Source organism: Sphingobacterium sp. CZ-UAM, from assembly GCF_002000245.1.
Taxonomy (GTDB): domain Bacteria; phylum Bacteroidota; class Bacteroidia; order Sphingobacteriales; family Sphingobacteriaceae; genus Sphingobacterium.
In genome coordinates this window covers 491,368-511,767 of record NZ_MTCM01000001.1, presented here as the reverse complement: position 1 = coordinate 511,767, position 20,400 = coordinate 491,368, and the positions used below count along the sequence as shown (strand labels likewise).

Sequence of the window (20,400 nt, the reverse complement as noted above, 5' to 3'; positions counted from 1 at the left end):
TCCCTTTAAACCATCGTTTTCGACTTCAGAAAGATTCCTCATAACCTTCTGTATAGACCGAGCCCAGAATAGTTGAGCCTTTCAACAAAGTAATCTGGGCTTTCTAACAAATCTTCAAAGACGGCAACGAAGTAATTTTGTATCAATAATAACGATGCTTTTGAGCTAAGTTTAAAAGACAGCAAAATGAAAATAATCAACCAGCATTACATCGATGGTCAATTTCGGCCTTCGATAGGTACCGAGCAGATGGATATCATTAATCCTTCGGATGAAAGCCTCATCGGCCATGTCATATTGGGCAGTGAGCAGGATATGGAGGCTGCAATAGTTGCTGCATCAGCAGCGTTACTTTCCTTTTCACAGACAAATAGAGAACAGCGCATGGATTACCTACAGCAATTACACGATGCGCTGCTGGATCGGCTCGACGATCTGCAGGAAGTAACCACTACAGAATATGGTGCAACGGCACAACGGTCGCGCTGGTCAAACCAGTATGCCGCAGAGACCTTCCTTTACTTCAAGGAAATTCTGAAGGATTTTTCTTTCGAACGCTGCATAGGTCAGTCAGCAATTGCTATGGTGCCTATCGGCGTAACTGGGATCATGACGGCCTGGAATGCCAATTCAGGTTCTATATGTGTAAAACTCGCCGCGGCAATTGCTGCTGGCTGTACCGTAGTAATCAAACCCAGTGAAATGAGTGCGATTCAATCGCAGGTTCTGGCAGAATGCTTTGACCAGGCGGGACTTCCAGCCGGCGTAATCAATATGGTGCATGGACGTGGAGATATTTTGGGAACGGTATTGTCTACCCATCCTGCTGTGGCCAAAATTCTGTTCACAGGCTCTACAGTGGTCGGCAAGATCATTGCACGTAATGCTGTAGATACCATGAAGCGCATCACGCTGGAACTAAGCGGAAAATCACCCAATATCATCCTTGATGATGCAGATCTCAAAACTGCAATACCCATGGCGGTAAATGCGGCCTTTATGAATAGCGGTCAGGCCTGTATTGCCGGAACACGACTGCTGGTGCCGGAATCTGTCCTACCAGAGGTTAAAGGTATCTTGCTGAAAACGATGGCTACACAAAAAGTTGGTGATCCAAGAGATGGGCAGACGGTCATTGGGCCAATGGCCAGTCAGAAACAATTTGACCGGATTCAGCATTATATCAGGCGGGGTATCGACGAGGGCGCGGAAGTTTTAGTTGGTGGTCTGGGTAAACCGGATGGATTGGAGAACGGATTTTACGTCAAACCCACTATATTTACAGGTGTGAGTAATGAAATGACGATTGCGCAGGAAGAAATTTTCGGGCCTGTATTATCCGTTATTACTTACAATACAGAGGAAGAAGCTATTGCCATTGCCAACGATACGATATATGGACTGCATGCTTATGTAAGCAGCTCAGACATGGCGCGGGCGCAGCGAGTGGCTGCACAGATCAATGCAGGCAGGGTCGCGATCAATTCGATCTATCACGATGCGCTGGCACCATTCGGCGGATTTAAACAATCGGGCCTGGGCAGAGAAGGCGGCATATATGGCCTCGAGGAACAATTAGAACCAAAAGTAATCATAAGCTAATCGCTATGGAATGCAAAAATGATATTTCCGAAAAAGCAAAAGATGCCGCTACAGGCCCCAGAATAGTGCTAAATACGTATTCCGGCAATACGATCGAAGGCGAAGCTTTTGTAGCAGATCATATCTTCAGTTATATTCTCCAGGGGAAACAGGATGTCTGGCTTGCTGATCAAAAGCATTCCTATCGGGAAGGTGACTTCCGCTTTTTCCGACGCAATCAGCTGACCAAATACGTGAAAAGTACCACCGATGGAAGTTTCAGATCTATAGCAGTGCATATTGATCAGTGCACCTTAAAGGAAATGAGCGAGCAGTACGGACTGAAAGCCGATAGTATAATTAATCCCCATACCGCACTTCTTATCCAGCCAAGTGCATTGCTGAAAGGTTTTGTAGATTCCCTGGTTCCTTATCTGCAACAACAAATGGATGACCGCATTGTCCCGCTAAAAGCCAGAGAGCTCGTTTTACTGCTTATTCAGCATAATCCGGCATTTAAAAATGTGTTGTTTGATTTTAATGAACCGGGTAAGATTGACCTCGAAGCTTTTATGAACAGCCATTACCGCTACAATGTACCAATGGAACGTTTTGCTTTTCTTACGGGCCGCAGCCTTTCGGGTTTTAAGCGCGATTTTGAGAAGCAGTTTCATACCAGCCCGGGCAGATGGTTGTTGCAGAAGCGTCTGGATACAGCCCGCTTCTTGATCGAACAGCAAAAACAGAAACCGTCCGATGTATACTTAGATCTGGGTTTTGAGGACCTCTCCCACTTTTCCTTTGCCTACAAAAAGGAATTTGGTTATGCGCCAAATAAAAAACATTCATAACATAAAAATCAATTAAAATGGACATACAATTAAGGGGTAAACGTGCCCTGGTCACTGGATCTAGTTCCGGATTGGGCGAAGCCATTGCTAAAATGCTCGCAAGTGAAGGCGCGACGGTAATTATACATGGGCGTAACCTTAAACGGGCCGAAGATGTAGCTGCAGAGATTAACGCTTCTGGTGGTTCTGCGGCAATAGCGATTGGAGACCTTGCGACAGACGAAGGCGCAGATGCAGTGGCTGCAGCGGCACTCTCATCCGGACCGGTGGATATATTGGTTAATAATGCCGGGGTCACTTCCCACAAATCATGGGGCGAAGCAAGTACCGAAGACTGGCTAGCGTTGTACAATACCAATGTGGTTTCATATGTACGTATGATACAGCGCATCGTTCCACAGATGAAGGAGCTCGGTTGGGGCAGGTTAATACATATTGGCGGAGGATTGGCCATACAACCCATAAACGAACAGCCACATTATAATGCTACCCTTGCCGCGCGGCATAACATGTCTGTATCCCTCGCAAGGCAGCTTAAAGAGACGGGTATCACTTCTAACATCGTATCACCTGGAGCCATTATCAATCCAATGGTAGAACAATGGCTCGAGCAGGCAGCACCTAAATTTGACTGGGGAACGAATATGGAAGAGATTAAGTACAAAGCAGTCCAGGAGCTTATCCCAAATGATACCGGTAGATTTGGTGCACCTGAAGAAATTGCGGGTGCCGTTGTCTACCTCTGTAGTCGTTTTGCTGACTATATTAGCGGTTCTGTGCTACGGGTCGACGGGGGGACAATACGTTGTTTATAAAATCAGACCGACAAAGTGAAACAGCGGTTTATTGACTGCTGTTTTCTTTTGTAGAAACTTTTGCTTTCATATTTACTATAACTGTTTCAATACTATAGACTAATATAAGGTCTCCCGATTGATGGAAAATGCCCTAATCACTAAAGTATAGCTAATGCCATTATTATTTATATTATTCAGAACATGATCTACGATAGCATCATCTTGTTCGCGGTTTAAAATAACCAACTCGACAGCTATTATGTCCACTTGAACCGATTGTTTCTTTCTACCGCCCTCGGCCTGGTTTACATTTGTCTCAACAAAAAGAAATCAGAACAAAAATTTAAAACAAGAAACAATGAAAACAAAACTTACAACGGTTCTTTTAGCAGCAGCATTCTCTCTAAGTATACCTACCATTGCCAGTGCTCAAAACAACAAAACAACAAGTACTGTTTCAAAAACAGACACCAGTATCCGGCCATTTAAGATCAACATTCCACAGTCAAAGCTTGACGAGCTCAAACGCCGTATCGCGGAAACTCGCTTTCCCGATAAAGAAACTGTGAATGATGAATCTCAGGGCATTCAATTAGCACAGTTGAAGGAACTGCTCACTTATTGGGGAAAAGGATATGACTGGCGAAAACTTGAAAAAAAATTAAATGCTCTTCCTCAATACATAACAAAAATTGATGGTTTGGATATCCAGTTCATACATGTACGCTCAAAAGAATCCAATGCACTACCGGTACTCCTTACCCATGGTTGGCCAGGGTCACCACTAGAATTTATAGATGCCATTGGCCTGCTGACTGACCCTGTAAAATATGGTGGAAAAGCGGAGGATGCGTTCGATGTGATTATCCCTGCAATTCCAGGATATGGCTTTTCGGAAATCCCCAAAGAAACGGGCTGGAATCCGGACCGTGTAGCCAAAGCTTGGGATGTATTGGTAAAACGCCTTGGCTACACAAAATATGTTTCGGAAGGGGGCGATCATGGGTCGGTGATCTCAGATGCCCTGGCACGACAGGCTCCAGCCGGACTTCTTGGAATACACCTTACGATGCCCGCAACAATTCCCGCTGAGTTAGTAAAACCCATTAACGCTGGTGACCCTGCTCCTACTGGACTTTCAGAAGATGAAACTAAAGCCTATAATTCTTTAAGCACATTCTTTGGAAGAAATGCTGCTTATGGTGGAATGATGGTTACAAGACCACAGACAACAGGTTATCTTCTGTCTGATTCTCCGGGTGCACTCGCTGCATTCTTGTACGAAAAAATTGCAGAATGGACAGAAAGTGACCTGCAACCAGAAAAAGTAATCCCCAAAGATGCAATACTAGATGATATTACCTTGTATTGGTTGACGAATACCGGTGCTTCCTCTTCACGATTCTATTGGGAAAACAATAACAATAATTTCAGTTCAGATCATCAAAAAACAAAAACTATAAAAGTTCCTGTGGCGATTTCCGTATTCCCACATGAAATCTACCAGGCACCTGAAAGCTGGTCAAAAGCCGCTTATCCCACGATGTATTATTATCATAAAGCGAAAAAAGGAGGACACTTTGCGGCATGGGAGCAACCTCAGATTTTTACGGAAGAGCTTAGAGCTGCATTCAAATCCCTTAGATAATATCGTTTAAGGTTCCACAAATTGGAATAAGACGGTCATTTAGCTGATCGGAAGGAACCGCAACGCTTTACAAAAGAAATGAGAAATGCTTTCAGATCATTAAGATCAAATCTGCATAACAAAACAACTTTTTTAACAATTTAAAAGAATAAGAAATATGAACAAGCTAGCAATTTTAATGATCGCGGTCCTAATGATATGCTGCGGTTATTCCAAAGGCCAAAATCCCAATGGTCAGGTAACATGGGAATGTATACTCAAAAGAAAATCCCTAGACGAAGGGGAAATTTCCATGAAAGCAAAAATACCCGTAGGGTGGCATATGTATGCACTGGGTAATAGCTCCAAAAGCCCCATAAAAATGAACTTTAAATTCCTGCCTGATAAATCTTATGAACTGGTAGGGAAAGTGACCCAACCCACACCACTCCGAAAGTTCGAAAAAGTATTGGGTATTCCTGTAACCTATTTTGAGAACGATGTTGAGTTTAGTCAAAGAATCAAAATAAAAGGAAAGAACGGTACGATCAGGGGGACAATTCAGTTTATGCAATGCAGCGATGAAATCTGTATCCCACCTCAAGACTTCGGTTTTGCCCTCAAAATCTTTAGTTTATAGTCGACAAAACAAGATCCCTAATTTCACCTTTCATCAATAAAATAAAATCAATAGCATGAAATCGATAAAAGAGATATTATACGTCTTAAGTCTACCTTTGATCATCACACTGATTATGGCTTTCAAAGGATTTGCAGATGACCAGAAACTGGAAAACATCAAAGCAAAAAATACCGATAGAAGCTTCGCCGTCGTCGAACTATTCACTTCAGAGGGTTGCTGGAGCTGTCCTCCGGCGGATGAACTGATCGCTAGGCTCGAAAAGGATAAAGAAAACAAGAAACTGTTTATTCTGGCATACCACGTAGATTATTGGGATCATCAGGGATGGAAAGACCGTTTCAGCAAAGCCAGGTTCACAGAAAGACAGAAACAATATGCAACATGGATGAACCTAGGTACGTTATACACGCCTCAGATGGTAATCAACGGCAAGACAGAAACAGTTGGCTCCGAATCCACCAAAGTACTGCGCAACATTCAATCTGCAATGCTGGAGACCCATGCGGAAAACCTGATTATAAAAATAAAAAAATCCGAAGGTAAATCTATTCAGGTCAGCTACACTTCAAAATCAGCATCGAAAAACTCGGCAATCTTCATGGCACTTATTCAAAAGAAAGCCTCCTCGCGGGTGTCAGCAGGTGAAAATGCAGGGAAAGCGCTTTCGCATGTACAAATTGTCCGGGATCTACAGAGCCGCACACTTCGTGCGAATGACAGCTTCTCATTCGAACTTCCGGATACCAAAGAAGATTGGGAAATTATCGCTTTTGAACAGAACCAAAATACTGGAGAAATCATTGATGCGACCAGCGTAAGTTTATAGCCCCCCTGTCCGGTCCAACAGCAGAAATGCTTTATTCAACTTTCAATATGTCCGGTTCAACGTCTTTCATCTTTTCGGCTGGCATTGTTTACTATAATTTTATCAAAACAAAAGAGAAAATATCATGAAGCACCTAAAACAAATAAGAATATTACCCATTGTCTTACTCTGTATCTCAGCAGGTTTTATAGCCTTACAGTTTTTCAATGCGCCGATCGAACAAAGGCCGGTGACCGGGCCTATGAAAAATGTACCTAAAGAGGTAACTCAGATTTTAGAACGCTCCTGCTATGGCTGTCATTCAAATGCTCAAAATCTTACTTTCTTAGATAAACTCGCTCCAATTTCATGGATCGTCAACAAAGACATCAGGAGAGCACGTGAAGTAATGAACTTTTCGGAATGGGACAAATTATCCGAAGTTGAGCAAAAGGGGAAATTCTACGCCATATTCAATATGGTTCGAGCCGAAAAGATGCCTCTCCCCTCCTATGCCATGACACATCCGGGAGCTAAACTCTCACGAAATGAGATTGAAATCATTAAGCAGTTTGCTTTGTCTCTTTCAAAAAAAGACAGTTTTATTCCAGCACATATGAGCCCTGTGGAAGCTGGTCCTAAAGTAGAAACTTTGACCACTGCCATACAAGCTGGAGTTCCAGTTTCTCCCAATGGGATCAGCTACAATGCGGACTTCAAAAATTGGAAAGTGATCGGCATGAGCACACTCATTGACAACAGCATACGAGTAATCTACGGAAATGACATCGCTGTAAAAGCGATTCAGGAAGAAAATTTTCATCCATGGCCTGACGGAAGCGCAATAGCAAAGGTCGTTTTCAAACAGGCAAAAAAACCGAATGGTGAAATTGTGCCGGGCGACTTTGTGAACATGCAATACATGGTCAAAGACGGAAAAGAATATACGAAAACTGAAGGCTGGGGATTTGCAAAATTCAATGGACAGGAATTGAAACCAACAGGAAAAACAGCATTGTTCGCACAGCAGTCCTGTATCAGTTGCCACAGGCAGCTAGCGGAATCGACAGGTTATCTTTTCAATGTACCTCCAAAAGTAAACTCTAGGAAATTAATTGAACAATATTTAAAAACCGCTTCAAAATGAAAAAAGTCCTATACATACTTCTATTCGGTAGTTTAATTTTTGGCTCATGTGCCAAAAATCCTGAAAAAGAAACTGGAAAAATCCGCTTTATGTTTGATCCTGGAAGCCTGAAGTTTATTTCATCTTCCTTTAATCCAAACCTACAGACCATGTCTGCACTTTATGGCAACCAAAAGGGAATTTCAGCACTGGAAGCAAAAAAAGGAATCATAGGAGTAGATCTTAAGCTCGTTACCTATAAAATGCAAGATGACCCAAATTATTTTGGAAGTAAGGTCAATGGTGAGTTGTTAAGTGTCGAGACCGTTAAATCCGATCAAATGGGAAATCTCAAATATGGAATCGAATTCGGGAAGGTTTCTTCTAATGAATCCAGCAAGCAGCGCATCAGTTCGATCCTTGAATACCAGCCCCTAAAATTGCCGCAGTAATTCTCCAACGCTTAAAAATTTAAATCCACTTAAATATTGACACTATGAATATGCAATTAAATACAATAACAAAGATGCTCATATTTTCCGTTATCATGATGATGGGAGCAGGAATCTCCAAACTGAATGCACAAACATCGGTTAATGAAAAAAAGAGCCAAACAAAAGATACGATAAATTTCCAGCAGACTAAAACTGTCCAAGCCGGGCTTCTAAACGTAGGATATGCTGAAATAGGCCCAAGAGACGGTAAGCCGGTTATCCTTCTTCATGGATGGCCATATGATATTCACAGCTTTGAACATTCCTCCGCTATCCTTGCCAAAAAGGGATACCGCGTACTGGTACCTTACCTGCGGGGATACGGAACCACAACATTTCTTTCTGCCAAAACCATGCGAAACGGGCAACAGTCTGCGGTCGCACTTGATATCATCAAATTTATGGATGTACTGAAAATTGAAAAGGCGATTATCGGTGGGTTCGACTGGGGAGCCAGAACCGCGGATATTATCGCAGCATTGTGGCCTGAACGTTGTTCGGCTTTGGTCGCTGTAAGTGGATATCTTATTGGTAGCCCCAAAGCGAATGAAAACCCGCTTCCACCAAATGCCGAATTTTTATGGTGGTATCAATATTATTTCTCCACTGAAAGGGGCTATAAAGGCTACAAAGCAAATACGCAGGAATTCAATAAACTGATCTGGAAAACAGCTTCACCAAAATGGAACTTTGATGACCAGACCTATAAACGTTCCTCAAAGTCATTCGAGAACCCTGATCATACGGATATTGTCATCCATAATTACCGTTGGCGGCTGGGATTGGCCAAAGGCGAAAAACAATACGACGAACTTGAAGACAAGCTTGCAAAAGCTCCGGATATTATTGTGCCCACTGTGACCCTTGAAGGTGATGCAAATGGGGCTGCCTTTCCGCCGCCAGCAAGCTATGCATCAAAATATAAAGGTAAGTATAAGCATCATACTTTAAAGGGTGGTATCGGCCATAACCTACCCCAGGAAGCACCGGAGACTTTCGCCGCCGCGATCATTGAAGCCGACGTGATGGCAAAGTAAACAATGATTTTTTATGAGTTTTGATTTAAATACCCCATAAAAAACATAACTTCAAACAGAAAACAACCTTCATTAAAATGTTTAAACCCAAAAAGCAAATACCTTTTGAAATTTCAGGTCGTCTGATATGGATTAGTTCGATTTCATTGGGAATATTAACCTCAATCCCTAAAATTGTAGACCATCACTTTGTTGTGGCCGAAGGTATAGCCGATTTCGCTGTAACATCCGGTTTTGCATTATTGATCTGGTATTATAATATCTATTCGATACCTGCTTATACAAAGAAAACAGGCAGTAAAAAAGTACTATCAGGTCAGCTGTTCAGGGGATTGGGAGTGGGTTTAATACTGATGTTTTTCCTTTCTTCCATTCAATACTACATTTTATCTCACCTAAATTTCGGCCCCCAAATATTGATGTACGAGGTAAGAGGTATATTGATCAACCTAACATTTTATATGTTTATCCATATATTATACCAGACTTATCTTAACCAACAATACGTAAGGGAACTAGAACGTTCGATGGCTGCAAATCTTGAAGCACAATATGAGCTTTTAAAACAACAGGTAAATCCCCATTTTCTTTTTAATAGTCTCAACACCCTAAAATATATGGTAGAGAGCCATGATGAGCAATCTTCGGAATTTATCATAAAACTTGCTGATTTCTACAGATTTACTCTTGGAAGTCTAAAGCTTAAAGTCCTAACGTTAAAAGAAGAACTGGCCATTATGGAATCGTACGTATATCTATTGAAAGCCCGTTTTGAAGAAGGCCTTTTTGTGACACAAAATCTTGGAAGTGATAGTCATGACACTTACATTCCGCCTTTTACACTGCAGCTATTAGTAGAAAACTGCATCAAACATAATATTGTTTCGTTGGAGAAACCGCTTTACATTGCGATCTATCAGGAAGAAGACTATTTGGTCATTGAGAATAATCTGCAGGAAAGGAAAATTCCTGAACCTTCCACCGGAATGGGACTCAAAAATATCAATCAACGGTACCTCCACCTTATCCAGAAAAATATTATCGTTACAGCAACAGACGAAAAATTCACTATAAAACTTCCCATATTATATGAACATCCTAATAATTGAAGACGAAATTAAAGCTGCGCGTTCACTTGAGAATCTGATATTACATTTGCAGCCAGGTTCTCGGATTCTCGCAAAGATCCAAAGTGTCGAGGGCGCTATAGACTATTTGTCCAATAACCCATCGCCAGAGCTGATCTTTATGGATATCCAGCTGTCCGATGGTATTAGCTTTGACATCTTTAAAGCTGTGAAAATCGTATGTCCAGTAATTTTTTGCACAGCTTTCGGTGAATATGCCATGGAAGCTATTAAAGAAAACGGGATTGATTATCTGCTCAAACCATTTTCGGAAGATGATTTAAAAAATGCTTTTGAGAAAGTGCATAATTTTAGAAATATTTTCCAAAAAGCCTCTGCAAATGATCTTGTAGATATAATCAGTCGGATAAATGATCAAGAAAGTAAGAAAACGAGTTTCCTGGTTTTTAAAAACAACAAATACCTTACAGTCAAAACGGATGATATCGCCTATATTTATATCAACTATACCTCCCCTTCCCTTGTAACCTTTAAAGGCGAACAATATGATGTTAACCAATCTTTGGATCATTTGGGAAGCATCCTTTCCGATAAACAGTTTTTTAGACTCAACAGACAGTATCTCATCAATTTTTCTGCCGTAAAGGAAGTTGAGCATTATTTTGGAAGAAAACTCTTTGTAAAACTGACCGTTCCAACAGAAGAAAAACTTTTGATCGGAAAAGATAAAACCGCCATGTTCCTGAATTGGTTGGAAAACCGCTAAACCAGGTAGGTGTAAATGGGATAAGAAACGTCATATTTTATGCAACAATGAACGGATACGGATTCCCATTTGCATACTTTTTATCTGCTATTAACAGCCGATATAATTATTCTTGACAAGCGAACAAACGACTTTGGCATCAGGAAAATATAGTTTGGACCAAATCGATAAAAGACAACAAAGGCTCCTTAGTGGAGATATCCAACGATAAAGTCTTTGTCAAAAAAAAAGATATCTCTTTAACTTCTCACCGATCATTTCCAAGAGGCATTAAAATGTCTTGTATACATTTGAAGATCTGCACGATATTATAAATAGATCAGCTAAAGGAACTCAAAATAGTAAAGTCATTACAAAATGATGTTTGCTTGTAATTCGAAAAGATACTTTACCTTTTTTCCCGTTAGACCTTAGCGTTCTCTACTTTAAAAATTATATTCCCTGATATTATTTAAAATAAAAATGGGCAGATCAACACTAAGTTGATCTGCCCAGAACTAAAAGTCAAAGCTGCTATTGTTCTCAATCAGTTTACTTACCAATTGTTTGTAAAGTGCCTTTTATTCATTCAATAAGAACTTCAGCGTCTTTCATCGGGCCAAAATGTCCTACATTGTTAAGTGTTAGGGCATAAACCGCATTAAACTACCCGACTAAATAGTTCATCTTCGACAATGCCCACTCTATTTTTGGTTGTTGCAAACGGATAAATGTTTCCATAGACTCCAGGCGCATCAATAAGCTTTTTGATATTTAGTATGTTATTCTGCCAAAAATGCGAGTGCTTTTGTTAAGAATGCTTCATGATTCTGATAAAAAGCCGCATGTCCAGAATCTGAAAACTCAACTAGTACAGCGTTCTCTAAATTTTGTTTCATATGATATGCATTTTGAACAGAAATTGGAAGATCCTTATCACCATGAACGATTAGAACAGGTTTTTTAATAGTTTTAATTTCCTCAAGTGCATTTGCATCAGGTTGCGCCCATGCTAGTACTGCTGTAAATTGAGCGGTTGAAGTAGCATCACTTAGTGCCGGATCTCGATCAACAGTACGTTGATGTACACGGGCAAACGACGCTTTTCCTGCCGCAATGCTTGCTTGTGAATTAGTAAATCCAAATTTTAAGTAGGATTCTTCTGCGGTAAGTCCAGCAGTTCCTGCTACAATATTTGGAAGATTTGCAAGACCGATTGCTCCTTTAGGTCCACTATCAGCCAAAATAATCTTATTAACTATCGCCGGCTCTGTTAACACAATCCTTTGGGCGACAAATCCTCCCATTGAGAATCCCATGAGATTTACGGTTCCAAGGTTCATTGCTTTGATAAAATCAATAGCGTCATTAGTCATCGCTTGGACTGAATTAGGAGTTGTCCCTTTGGATGAGGCTACTCCCTTGTTATCAAAAATGATTATTTTAAATTGTTTTGCGAGTCCATTGGTTACCGCGGGATCCCAGTCGTCCATAGAACCACCAGTTCCTGGCAATAACACTAGAGGTATTCCTCCTTCCTTACCCCAGCTGCGATAAGCAAGCTCTACTCCTTTCACGCTGATAAAATTAGTTTTTGCATTGTTATGATTTGCCGGCAACGACTCCTGCTCTGTCGGAAACTCGTTGTCATCACTACATGAAATTGTTGCTACGGAAAAAAGGGATACACATAATGCGCCTGCGATTGTAAATTTTCTAATTGTTTTCATTATTATCTTTTTGAGAATGATTATAAAGCAAACTTAAATCAATCATACAGGCTAAATAAGGACATTATAGTTAAACCGGACCAATTAGCACCTGGATCGGACATTCCGGATGTTAAAAAAATATTGGAGCCCTCACACTACGTTTATAAACAAAGCGCTGCAGCAAAAAGTCGGTATAGGCTTACTCGATGGATTCGCGAAAGGAACTTTTGGTGACTATTTCAAAAGGATTGTACAACATAGGTCCAAGATAGGATTTATTATTCCTCCTGGGATCGGGCATTAGCGGTATGCTGGCACAGCGTATAATCCCGATCAATGACAGCAATAAAAAATTTAAGCGGAAGGTTTACTTACTTTTAGCATAAAGTGCAACCTCAGGAGCAAGGTGTTCTAACCAAGTATTTCAACTTCGAGCAATTAAGCTTAGTCTATTCTTTGGTTAATAAAAGGGCGATATCCTGTTTTGCAAGCACATGGCCTTTATTAACAATATCACTTTTGAGATAAACAAAACATTGATCGCTGTGATCGAGTTTACCTATAACAAGCTTGATAGATTTTATATCCATTTGCGTCGGATCTGCTTTATTCTGATCTGCAATTAATTGTCCGTCTTTGCGATATTCTTCGAGTTGCCAGGAGTATCCAGTCCAAGGCCCTGCAACCAGTGTTGTCTTTTTGGCATCCATAGTGATCTGTCCTTTGTAGAGCAAGCGTAGACTATCGACCATAACCGTATGGTCTTTTAAATGGATGACTAGATATTTTAAATAATCGCCGAAATCTTTAGGTTCGAAATATACAGCACTGTCCCTGTGGATAACCTTAAGGGCTATAGCGCCTAGTTTGTCCATTTTAACAGATTGGGAAAACTGCATAAAAGCGGCATACTCCGCTTCACTAATACCCAGATTTTTGTGATATGGAATAGGTTGTCCAGGTTCCAATTCTTTCATTACGTGGAGAAACCAATCTTCATTATCTTTGATGGCAAGTTTCATTTTCTCAACAATTGCAAGCTGCGATGCGTTCGGCCTGGGAATCCCCAACACCGCAGCGGTATAGTGACCTTCAGAAAGTAGTCGGTCAACGAACTGGAACGCGACAGCATTACTGTCCACACTAGATTGTTTTTGTGCGAAAACATCAACGGAAAGTATTAATGCCGCTAGCAATAAAGTCAAACGAATATATCGATATAGAAATGTCATGTTAAAGCTGTTTGATCGATGAAATTACGGATTTATCCTAATAATCTTCCATTTTCCGCGCAAATTAACGCTACGAGCTCACAAAAGAACTTTTGGTGACTGTTCAAATGAGTTGTAAAGTCTAAAACTACGATACCCTCGTCCTTTAAAAAGAAAGGCCGCTTGAACAGTATCCAAGCGGCCGTAAAGTCCAATATTGTAATATGGATTATTTTCCTTTAGTTATCTCTGCCTCGATCTGCTTTACAAACGCTACAGTGACGTTCGCAAGTTCGGCAACTTCCGAAATCGAAAACTTATTCGAAGACAAAAGATTTTTGATTACCTCTGCTTTTACCTTAGCTTCTCCTTGAACTTCTCCCTCTAACCTGTTGAAGCAAGTAATTTGGCTGCTTTGTCGCTTCGATAGCTGCGGTACGGAATCTGCAGAAAAATAGTTAAATTGGATGCGATCATTTTATATTTAAACAATGAAAACGGCAGCATTTTCTTACGTTTTATCGGTTAGCGAACAGCAGAACCTCCCCACTGAAGGATTCAGTAATGAGGATACGCTAAACTATTTACTGGACCGTCAATTTTTATTACAAATTGACTGGAAGGGTGAATCCTATTTAAATGAAATAGGCAGCTTCTTACAGCAACGGGCAATTACTTTTAAAACAGAAGCTACATTCGATTTTACAGCAGCTTATAAGATGGCCAACGATCAGGCGGTGACGCCCGGAGATTTCATCCCCGCTCTTCTGAAAGCATTAAATCATGAGCTTAAAAACAAGGGTTTAGAAATCGTGCAACTTGATTTAAGTAACGATAGCTATTATATAGGCGTCATGGAAAAGAGCAAACAGATCAAAAAAGCCAGCGATGAGTTTTGGCGCTTCAAACCCTGGGGAAGCCAAACCGGAGAAGTTCTTTATACAGTCTACTGTAGCTGCGGAAGTATGAATGTGTGGCAGTTAAAAATGGGCGAATCACTTAGCGATGACAGCTGTCAGGAATGCGGTACCGTAATTTTCGATAGCGAAGGCAATTCAATTTTCAAGGTCAGCAAAGATTATATTTAACATTACAAAAAAAGGTCGAGCTCTTCAAACCCGACCTTTCATCTAACTTTTCATTAAACAATAAAATTAATTAGCAAATACAAATAATAGGTATAAAAACCTTGATCATTCCCAGCCACGATTGTTTATATTTGCTCGAGCCTCGATTTCTTCTTGTTTTAATGCTGCCTAAACATCCTTAACTTGACCTTGATTTTCCTACAGCTAAAATACGGATAAGCTTGGTATTAAAGTCAGCCATTCACGATTCGTAGGGCTTGATTTATTATTCGTTGTATTTTTCTGACTGCAATTGTAGAGAAAAAAACTGTTTTAAAAAAAAAGCAAACGATGGATGCTCCTCTAGTGTTCAACTAAAAAAAACAATTATGACCTTTATGTCCAATATAAAAAATACACAGTTAATCGCCCGCAGAATGTCTGCACCGCTATATCTGGTGACTCTTGCCCTACTCATACTTTTGGGCAGCTGCCATAAGGACGATAGCCCTGCTCCCGAGCAGGCGCGCCTAAACGTAAAGGTAAAAAGTGACAGTGATCAGTATGATGCAGTCTATCTTGAGATCCAACAGCTATGGACCCGCACGTCTACAGGTGGGGGCAAAATCAACGCAAATAAAAGATTAAACATCCTAGAGGTACAAAAGGACAGCATCATTGCTGGTGGCCACGTCCCCCACGGCACCCTACAGGAAGTAATGCTAAAAGTATCCGCTACGGGCAATCAAATAGTCAGGAATGGCTCCTCCTATCCGGTAGAGACGCCACAAGGACAATATATTGCCATTAATATCCCCGGTGACAAGCTGCTCATGCCGAATGAGACGCATGCCCTGATGCTTGATATCGATCTATCAGATTTTATCGAAGAGACGGATAATGCAAAATTTGCGATCAATCCAAGCATAACTGCGGTACTGGACTAGCGGTGCTATTCACTCCTGGAATCGAGCTTTAAAGGCATCTTGACACAACATATAATCTCAATAGAAGAACGTCCGTATTTACAGTGACTTGCCTTCGACCAGGTAGATGCCAGCTCCTCTTATGGGATATTTCTTGAGTGTTGTGGAAAGTGCACGGTATCAAAGAAATGTCCCACAGCATCGAGGAACGATAGCGAAACAAGGTGTATGTAAGCGGTATGTGGAGATTTGATTTGTAAATAAAAACCTGTAATTTCATTGGAATTAATCTCTTTCTATTATGCAAACCAATAAATGGTTCGTCAAGTTTAAAAACATCCAACGAAAAAGAACATTTTTGTTAATTATACTATTAACTATCTTTTATAACACAAGCTCTGCACAAAAAGATCCGCAGCTCAGGGAAGCACTGTCGACCATGACAAAAGCATCTATATCTGGTGACGTTGAAGGTATTCTAAGCCAAACTTCACCCCGAATAATTGAAAGCATGGGCGGAATAGACCAAGCAACAAAACTGACCAAGGAACTTTATTCTTCCCTTATAAAATACGGAATTAAGATTGATTCCACGATCAATTACGTTGATATAGATGTCTCTAAAATTGATAGCATAGCCTATTGCTTTATTCCCCAGGTATTGGTAATGTCTACGCCGGAAAAAGACAAAATGGTAATCACTTCAGCTAACTTATTAGCACTAAAAGAAGGCGAACCAAAAAAATGGACTTTTTTTAATTTCAATAAAATGGATCAGGAAAAAATTAATTTGTTTTTTCCTGAGTTTAATGGCAGGATTTCGCTTCCTTCTGGTCTAGAAAAAAAGACATTGGTGGTGCGGAAAGAAGAAGTAGCTAAAACTGTTGATCATCTATTGAAACTTATAGATGAATCTGTCAAAAAACGTAACTAGTTTTAAATCATTCGATCTTTAAAATACTGTCTGTAATTGAGCCGCCCCTATCAATGGAAACAACAGTGTATTTAATAATAATATTTTCTTCATAAGCTCTTTTGGATAATACCCCTGATTAATTAATATAATGCCTAGATTTTGCATGCTCAGTGCCGCTATTTAGAAATCAGTCTACATGGAAAATTCAAACATATTACTTGGCGGTAGGTTAATATACAATTTGATTTGAATCTCTCATCGCAACCAACTATACATCTTTTATTTATCTTTTAAAATAAACATTATTACTAGTATAACCGTTTTGCATAGTTCTGCCCGACTGTATAAATTGAATGTGATGCCTTGGTCTTTAAAGCTGGGTTAAAAATGAAGACTTGCGAATTCGGGTATTGGTGCCGTACGTCATCCCCTGTCGGGTAGACAAATATAAAGCCATCAAGGGCGAATAATAAATCGTGTCAGAATATCCCAGAATTATCGTATATATTTAATTGAGGTCCTATACTTTCGATCAGTTCTAATGATGTATCGTTGCTATTTCATTGGAACTGGATAATAAAAGAAGTGAAATGGAACATTTGAGTGAAACGTCGAAACATCTATAGATAATTTGACCAATGAAAAAGATTGAAAAGAATTTTAGTAATGCGATCTATCAAAATTTTGATGAGATACAGCAATCGTTAAAAAAATCATTAAATCGAGTTCGGATTGCATCAGGGAATGGTTATCGAGATTTGTTTAATTCTAATGCCTGGGGAAGACAGTATCATAAACTGTCCATCGAAGAATTGTTTTTTATGAACCTTAACAATGATGCAATACTGGCGATATTAAATGTGTCAATTTATCATGCTATCGTTCAAAACGATTATAGTCATTTGTTAAATGGCGTATTTACTTATTCGCGGTTAAGGTCTCTCCAAAGGGCGTATATTCCCGGAGCTAATGACTGGAACGTAGTCGAAAGTCTAATCAATAATGATATTGCACTGCGGGATATAGAATATCCCAAGTCTTTAGGCTTTAATACGAATGTATTTTATGATACAACGCTTCTATTGAGCGGGAACTTACTCAGAACAATTTTGACCAATCCCGATTTAAAAACGCTGACCCTCGAACAATATTCAAAATTTATTGGTGAAGTTTCATCAAAATTTGATAGGGCTCTCTTACAATATCTATACGGATTGACGACAGAAGATGACAAGCTATGCAAAACTAACTTTGCGGAAATGGAACAGTTGTATAATAGATGCCAATGGCTATCCTCGGGCTGGTACCGAGATGCTAATTTGAATAAATCCGTTCCAATATTTCTTTTGGGGCTTTATCAACTCAAAAATATTGTCAATATCAATATTGAAATTGAATTAGAAAATGAATTTTTAAAAAATACAGATCGCTTTATCGTTGACAACCCCAATTATATCCCTCAAATCTTTAACTATTTTGACGGCGAACTTGAGTTCCTAAATGAAACGTTAACGAATAGTTTCGTTCCGTTTTATCACGACTACAAAATCAAGTTAGATGAAATCAAAACAGCCACTCAGGCAAAGAGATGAGAAAAGCCATCAAGGTATGGTCATCCAGCGTAAAGCTGTTCTGGAAGAAGAATGTTCCTCCACTGGTATTAAAGCTCGCTGCATTTAGCCACAAATTGCTCAAACGTCCCGCTTTTATTGATCATGACCGGTCCATGGCCGAAACAGATTATGGCAGGTTTCAGTTTGGCCAGCTTCTTTAGCGATTGGATATTGCGTTGCTGATCCGTGGTGAATAGACCTGGCGGCAGCCGTAGTCCGGCTGCCGTCGTGAGCAGGTTCATATTGACCGCCGCATCTCCGATGATGAGTACACCATCCCGCTCTCGGAATAAAGAGATATGACCTGCCGAATGTCCGGGTGTCTCAATGACCCGAAAGTTTCCGATCATGTCGTTTTCAACAATTGTCCGTTGGACTTTATGTCCCTGACCTGCCCAATACTTTTGTTGAAGCTTTGCTATCCAATGTTGCGGTCTTGGATAGGCTTTGGTAACCATACCCGTTTCGGCCCTGAGCACTTCGTTGGGATGGCAGAGCAAGGGTATCGCGAATTCATCACATAGTTGATCGCTACAGCCCTGGTGATCTGCATGTGCGTGCGTCAGGATATGTTGATAAACGGGTAGTTCCTCCAGGGCTTTCTTGACAGTGGCATACGAACTCCGTATTCCCGAGTCGACCAATACACCTTCGATAATATAGCAGTTGATACCGTTTCGAGGCATCAGTGAAATCTGAACCACCTCGGGAGCAATGTGACGTAACATATTTTTTTGTGCAAATCTACATCGCTAATCCGAACGGCATAAGGACATTTGTCCTATAATTCCTTGGATCGGTGCAATTGCCCCTTGGCCCGGGTAAGCGAACGTTGCGTAATACCTAGGTACGATGCTAGATCTTGTGTGGCTACGCGCCGGATGAGCATCGGTTCGTTCATCAAAACATGACGGTATTTATCCAAAGCCGACCGATTGTTGTAATTCAGCAGGTAAAGCTCCTTTTGGCTATACTCCCGCGCTATCACCGATTTTATAATATTGTTCCAGGCGGTAACCTGACCAAGCAGATGCAGATAGTCGGGATGGCTTATCCCATAGATGATGCTATCTTCGATCACCCTGATACTCCTTCTGGATTTTTCCTGCGCCACAAATTCCGAAAATGAGGTGGCAAATTCATTTTCAAACTTGAAGCAGGTTATATTTTCTATTCCTTCTTTGTCAATAGCATATGCCTTTACAGCACCTCGGACAATAAATCCAATATAACGGCAGGTATCACCCTCTTTAATAAAAAAATCACCTTTCTTCAAGCTGATAGGTTTGAAGAAATCCGCAGAAAAGTGGATCTCCTCTTCTGAAAGTGCTCCGGTCATGGACAGGTATTTTTTGAGTGTGTCAGTCATTGGACTATCTTTCCGTTCTTTTAATTTCATTTTGACTGTCTAGCCTTATTTTCACGTTTAAATGTACATATATTTCTTAATTTGGGAATAGACAGGCAATGAAATCCACACCGATCATTAAAAATTATACCGCAACGACCTTCTTACCGGAAAGCCATCGTTATGCATTTATTGAAACATTAGGTTTGCTTAAACGTTGGTAATGAAACGATAAAAAAAGGGCCTTGGTCTTAACCAAAGCCCCAGGAAACATTTATTCCTTCGCCAGCATTATCTGGATCAGGTGCTATGGGTATATTCTCAGGTTTTTTCAAACCACCCCTAAATGCTTCCAATAATAGGACAACAGCTAGCGGTTTTTAGTTTTAGCTATGTTAAATAATTTAAACGTTTTTCAACCTAGTATTGGTGAAGGTTATATTATTCTTTAAAATGGAACTGATGTAATTCCTTTTTTCTCAGAATGGAAGTTGTCACAAAAGTTCTTGGAGCTTTTCCTGAAAATTTTCCTGATTGTATGACATCAGGATATCGATAAAGCTATTACTTAAATCTATAGCTAAAAATCGAATGTAACGTCACAAAAGACGCTTTGGTATATCGACTGAGATACGTAAGCACACTCCTTGTTCCCAGAGTACCGTCGGATGGAGCCAATTTCACGCAAATATAGGCTCTCCTTACTCCCTTGCCAGCTCATTCGATAGTAACCACTTATTTCAAAACCACATATACAACTAATTATCAGACAATTACATTCCTATAAAAATTTTAAAAAAAAGTCTTTTTATT

The 20,400-nt window shown here is 40.2% G+C and carries 19 protein-coding genes and 1 riboswitch; of the genes, 15 read left to right on the top strand and 4 right to left on the bottom strand.

Annotation, left to right across the window (positions count from 1 at the left end; translation table 11 throughout):
- The first annotated feature begins 186 nt into the window (after window positions 1–186).
- The 11 genes from BWD42_RS02095 to BWD42_RS02045 all read left to right on the top strand — a co-directional run bounded on the left by BWD42_RS02095 (window position 187) and on the right by BWD42_RS02045 (window position 10,815).
- Entirely contained in the window at window positions 187–1,602 is a 1,416-nt protein-coding gene (locus tag BWD42_RS02095) for an aldehyde dehydrogenase family protein (protein WP_077432817.1), read from the top strand.
- Window positions 1,603–1,607: 5 nt separating this feature from the next.
- The gene (locus tag BWD42_RS02090; protein ID WP_077432816.1) at window positions 1,608–2,432 is read left to right on the top strand and encodes a helix-turn-helix domain-containing protein; all 825 of its coding nucleotides are present in this window, start codon (window positions 1,608–1,610) and stop codon (window positions 2,430–2,432) included.
- Window positions 2,433–2,449: 17 nt separating this feature from the next.
- Window positions 2,450–3,247, top strand: a complete 798-nt coding sequence (locus tag BWD42_RS02085) for an SDR family NAD(P)-dependent oxidoreductase (protein ID WP_077432815.1) — start codon at window positions 2,450–2,452, stop codon at window positions 3,245–3,247.
- A gap of 340 nt (window positions 3,248–3,587) precedes the next feature.
- A complete protein-coding gene (locus tag BWD42_RS02080) occupies window positions 3,588–4,877 on the top strand; it encodes an epoxide hydrolase family protein (RefSeq protein ID WP_077432814.1) in 1,290 nt (429 codons plus the stop codon).
- A gap of 157 nt (window positions 4,878–5,034) precedes the next feature.
- The gene (locus tag BWD42_RS02075; protein ID WP_077432813.1) at window positions 5,035–5,496 is read left to right on the top strand and encodes a protein-disulfide reductase DsbD domain-containing protein; all 462 of its coding nucleotides are present in this window, start codon (window positions 5,035–5,037) and stop codon (window positions 5,494–5,496) included.
- Between the two features lie 55 nt (window positions 5,497–5,551).
- The gene (locus BWD42_RS02070; protein ID WP_077432812.1) at window positions 5,552–6,325 is read left to right on the top strand and encodes a DUF1223 domain-containing protein; all 774 of its coding nucleotides are present in this window, start codon (window positions 5,552–5,554) and stop codon (window positions 6,323–6,325) included.
- 124 nt (window positions 6,326–6,449) lie between these two features.
- Window positions 6,450–7,451, top strand: coding sequence for a heme-binding domain-containing protein (locus tag BWD42_RS02065; protein WP_077432811.1), 1,002 nt, complete (start codon window positions 6,450–6,452; stop codon window positions 7,449–7,451).
- The gene (locus BWD42_RS02060; protein WP_077432810.1) at window positions 7,448–7,882 is read left to right on the top strand and encodes a hypothetical protein; all 435 of its coding nucleotides are present in this window, start codon (window positions 7,448–7,450) and stop codon (window positions 7,880–7,882) included. Before BWD42_RS02065 ends, BWD42_RS02060 begins: the two co-directional genes overlap by 4 nt.
- A gap of 44 nt (window positions 7,883–7,926) precedes the next feature.
- Window positions 7,927–8,961, top strand: a complete 1,035-nt coding sequence (locus tag BWD42_RS02055) for an alpha/beta fold hydrolase (protein ID WP_077432809.1) — start codon at window positions 7,927–7,929, stop codon at window positions 8,959–8,961.
- Between the two features lie 77 nt (window positions 8,962–9,038).
- A complete protein-coding gene (locus tag BWD42_RS02050; RefSeq protein ID WP_077432808.1) occupies window positions 9,039–10,070 on the top strand; it encodes a sensor histidine kinase in 1,032 nt (343 codons plus the stop codon).
- Entirely contained in the window at window positions 10,051–10,815 is a 765-nt protein-coding gene (locus BWD42_RS02045; RefSeq protein WP_077432807.1) for a LytR/AlgR family response regulator transcription factor, read from the top strand. The genes BWD42_RS02050 and BWD42_RS02045 overlap by 20 nt, the downstream gene beginning before the upstream one ends.
- Window positions 10,816–11,576: 761 nt before the next feature.
- Here BWD42_RS02045 and BWD42_RS02040 read toward each other — a convergent pair.
- Together BWD42_RS02040 and BWD42_RS02035 are read right to left on the bottom strand one after the other, a co-directional pair.
- The gene (locus BWD42_RS02040) at window positions 11,577–12,524 is read right to left on the bottom strand and encodes an alpha/beta fold hydrolase (RefSeq protein WP_077432806.1); all 948 of its coding nucleotides are present in this window, start codon (window positions 12,522–12,524) and stop codon (window positions 11,577–11,579) included.
- 431 nt (window positions 12,525–12,955) lie between these two features.
- Entirely contained in the window at window positions 12,956–13,738 is a 783-nt protein-coding gene (locus BWD42_RS02035) for a hypothetical protein (RefSeq protein WP_077432805.1), read from the bottom strand.
- A 470-nt stretch (window positions 13,739–14,208) separates the two neighbouring features.
- Between BWD42_RS02035 and BWD42_RS02030 the strand changes: the two genes are divergently transcribed.
- From BWD42_RS02030 to BWD42_RS02015, 4 genes are all read left to right on the top strand, one after another.
- Complete coding sequence (locus tag BWD42_RS02030) at window positions 14,209–14,805, top strand: hypothetical protein (RefSeq protein ID WP_077432804.1); 597 nt, start codon at window positions 14,209–14,211, stop codon at window positions 14,803–14,805.
- Between the two features lie 377 nt (window positions 14,806–15,182).
- Window positions 15,183–15,731, top strand: a complete 549-nt coding sequence (locus BWD42_RS02025) for a DUF4382 domain-containing protein (RefSeq protein ID WP_175991930.1) — start codon at window positions 15,183–15,185, stop codon at window positions 15,729–15,731.
- A 280-nt stretch (window positions 15,732–16,011) separates the two neighbouring features.
- Window positions 16,012–16,644 (top strand): hypothetical protein, encoded by a 633-nt coding sequence (locus tag BWD42_RS02020; RefSeq protein ID WP_077432802.1) that lies wholly within the window; start codon window positions 16,012–16,014, stop codon window positions 16,642–16,644.
- A gap of 620 nt (window positions 16,645–17,264) precedes the next feature.
- Window positions 17,265–18,218 (top strand): hypothetical protein, encoded by a 954-nt coding sequence (locus BWD42_RS02015; protein ID WP_077432801.1) that lies wholly within the window; start codon window positions 17,265–17,267, stop codon window positions 18,216–18,218.
- 68 nt (window positions 18,219–18,286) lie between these two features.
- Here BWD42_RS02015 and BWD42_RS02010 read toward each other — a convergent pair whose 3' ends face one another.
- Entirely contained in the window at window positions 18,287–18,967 is a 681-nt protein-coding gene (locus BWD42_RS02010; RefSeq protein ID WP_077432800.1) for an MBL fold metallo-hydrolase, read from the bottom strand.
- Between the two features lie 53 nt (window positions 18,968–19,020).
- Entirely contained in the window at window positions 19,021–19,638 is a 618-nt protein-coding gene (locus tag BWD42_RS02005) for a Crp/Fnr family transcriptional regulator (RefSeq protein WP_217699983.1), read from the bottom strand.
- Between the two features lie 208 nt (window positions 19,639–19,846).
- Window positions 19,847–19,941, bottom strand: a riboswitch (TPP riboswitch).
- Window positions 19,942–20,400 lie beyond the last annotated feature (459 nt).

What these genes read in the sequence shown, in the direction of transcription:
- BWD42_RS02015 (WP_077432801.1), top strand. Translation starts at nt 17,265, where the DNA reads ATGAAAAAGATTGAAAAGAATTTTAGTAATGCGATCTATCAAAATTTT.
- BWD42_RS02095 (WP_077432817.1), top strand. Translation starts at nt 187, where the DNA reads ATGAAAATAATCAACCAGCATTACATCGATGGTCAATTTCGGCCTTCG.
- BWD42_RS02020 (WP_077432802.1), top strand. Translation starts at nt 16,012, where the DNA reads ATGCAAACCAATAAATGGTTCGTCAAGTTTAAAAACATCCAACGAAAA.
- BWD42_RS02070 (WP_077432812.1), top strand. Translation starts at nt 5,552, where the DNA reads ATGAAATCGATAAAAGAGATATTATACGTCTTAAGTCTACCTTTGATC.
- BWD42_RS02040 (WP_077432806.1), bottom strand. Translation starts at nt 12,524, where the DNA reads ATGAAAACAATTAGAAAATTTACAATCGCAGGCGCATTATGTGTATCC.
- BWD42_RS02050 (WP_077432808.1), top strand. Translation starts at nt 9,039, where the DNA reads ATGTTTAAACCCAAAAAGCAAATACCTTTTGAAATTTCAGGTCGTCTG.
- BWD42_RS02085 (WP_077432815.1), top strand. Translation starts at nt 2,450, where the DNA reads ATGGACATACAATTAAGGGGTAAACGTGCCCTGGTCACTGGATCTAGT.
- BWD42_RS02035 (WP_077432805.1), bottom strand. Translation starts at nt 13,738, where the DNA reads ATGACATTTCTATATCGATATATTCGTTTGACTTTATTGCTAGCGGCA.
- BWD42_RS02045 (WP_077432807.1), top strand. Translation starts at nt 10,051, where the DNA reads ATGAACATCCTAATAATTGAAGACGAAATTAAAGCTGCGCGTTCACTT.
- BWD42_RS02030 (WP_077432804.1), top strand. Translation starts at nt 14,209, where the DNA reads ATGAAAACGGCAGCATTTTCTTACGTTTTATCGGTTAGCGAACAGCAG.
- BWD42_RS02055 (WP_077432809.1), top strand. Translation starts at nt 7,927, where the DNA reads ATGAATATGCAATTAAATACAATAACAAAGATGCTCATATTTTCCGTT.
- BWD42_RS02080 (WP_077432814.1), top strand. Translation starts at nt 3,588, where the DNA reads ATGAAAACAAAACTTACAACGGTTCTTTTAGCAGCAGCATTCTCTCTA.
- BWD42_RS02075 (WP_077432813.1), top strand. Translation starts at nt 5,035, where the DNA reads ATGAACAAGCTAGCAATTTTAATGATCGCGGTCCTAATGATATGCTGC.
- BWD42_RS02060 (WP_077432810.1), top strand. Translation starts at nt 7,448, where the DNA reads ATGAAAAAAGTCCTATACATACTTCTATTCGGTAGTTTAATTTTTGGC.
- BWD42_RS02005 (WP_217699983.1), bottom strand. Translation starts at nt 19,638, where the DNA reads ATGAAATTAAAAGAACGGAAAGATAGTCCAATGACTGACACACTCAAA.
- BWD42_RS02065 (WP_077432811.1), top strand. Translation starts at nt 6,450, where the DNA reads ATGAAGCACCTAAAACAAATAAGAATATTACCCATTGTCTTACTCTGT.
- BWD42_RS02010 (WP_077432800.1), bottom strand. Translation starts at nt 18,967, where the DNA reads ATGTTACGTCACATTGCTCCCGAGGTGGTTCAGATTTCACTGATGCCT.
- BWD42_RS02025 (WP_175991930.1), top strand. Translation starts at nt 15,183, where the DNA reads ATGTCCAATATAAAAAATACACAGTTAATCGCCCGCAGAATGTCTGCA.
- BWD42_RS02090 (WP_077432816.1), top strand. Translation starts at nt 1,608, where the DNA reads ATGGAATGCAAAAATGATATTTCCGAAAAAGCAAAAGATGCCGCTACA.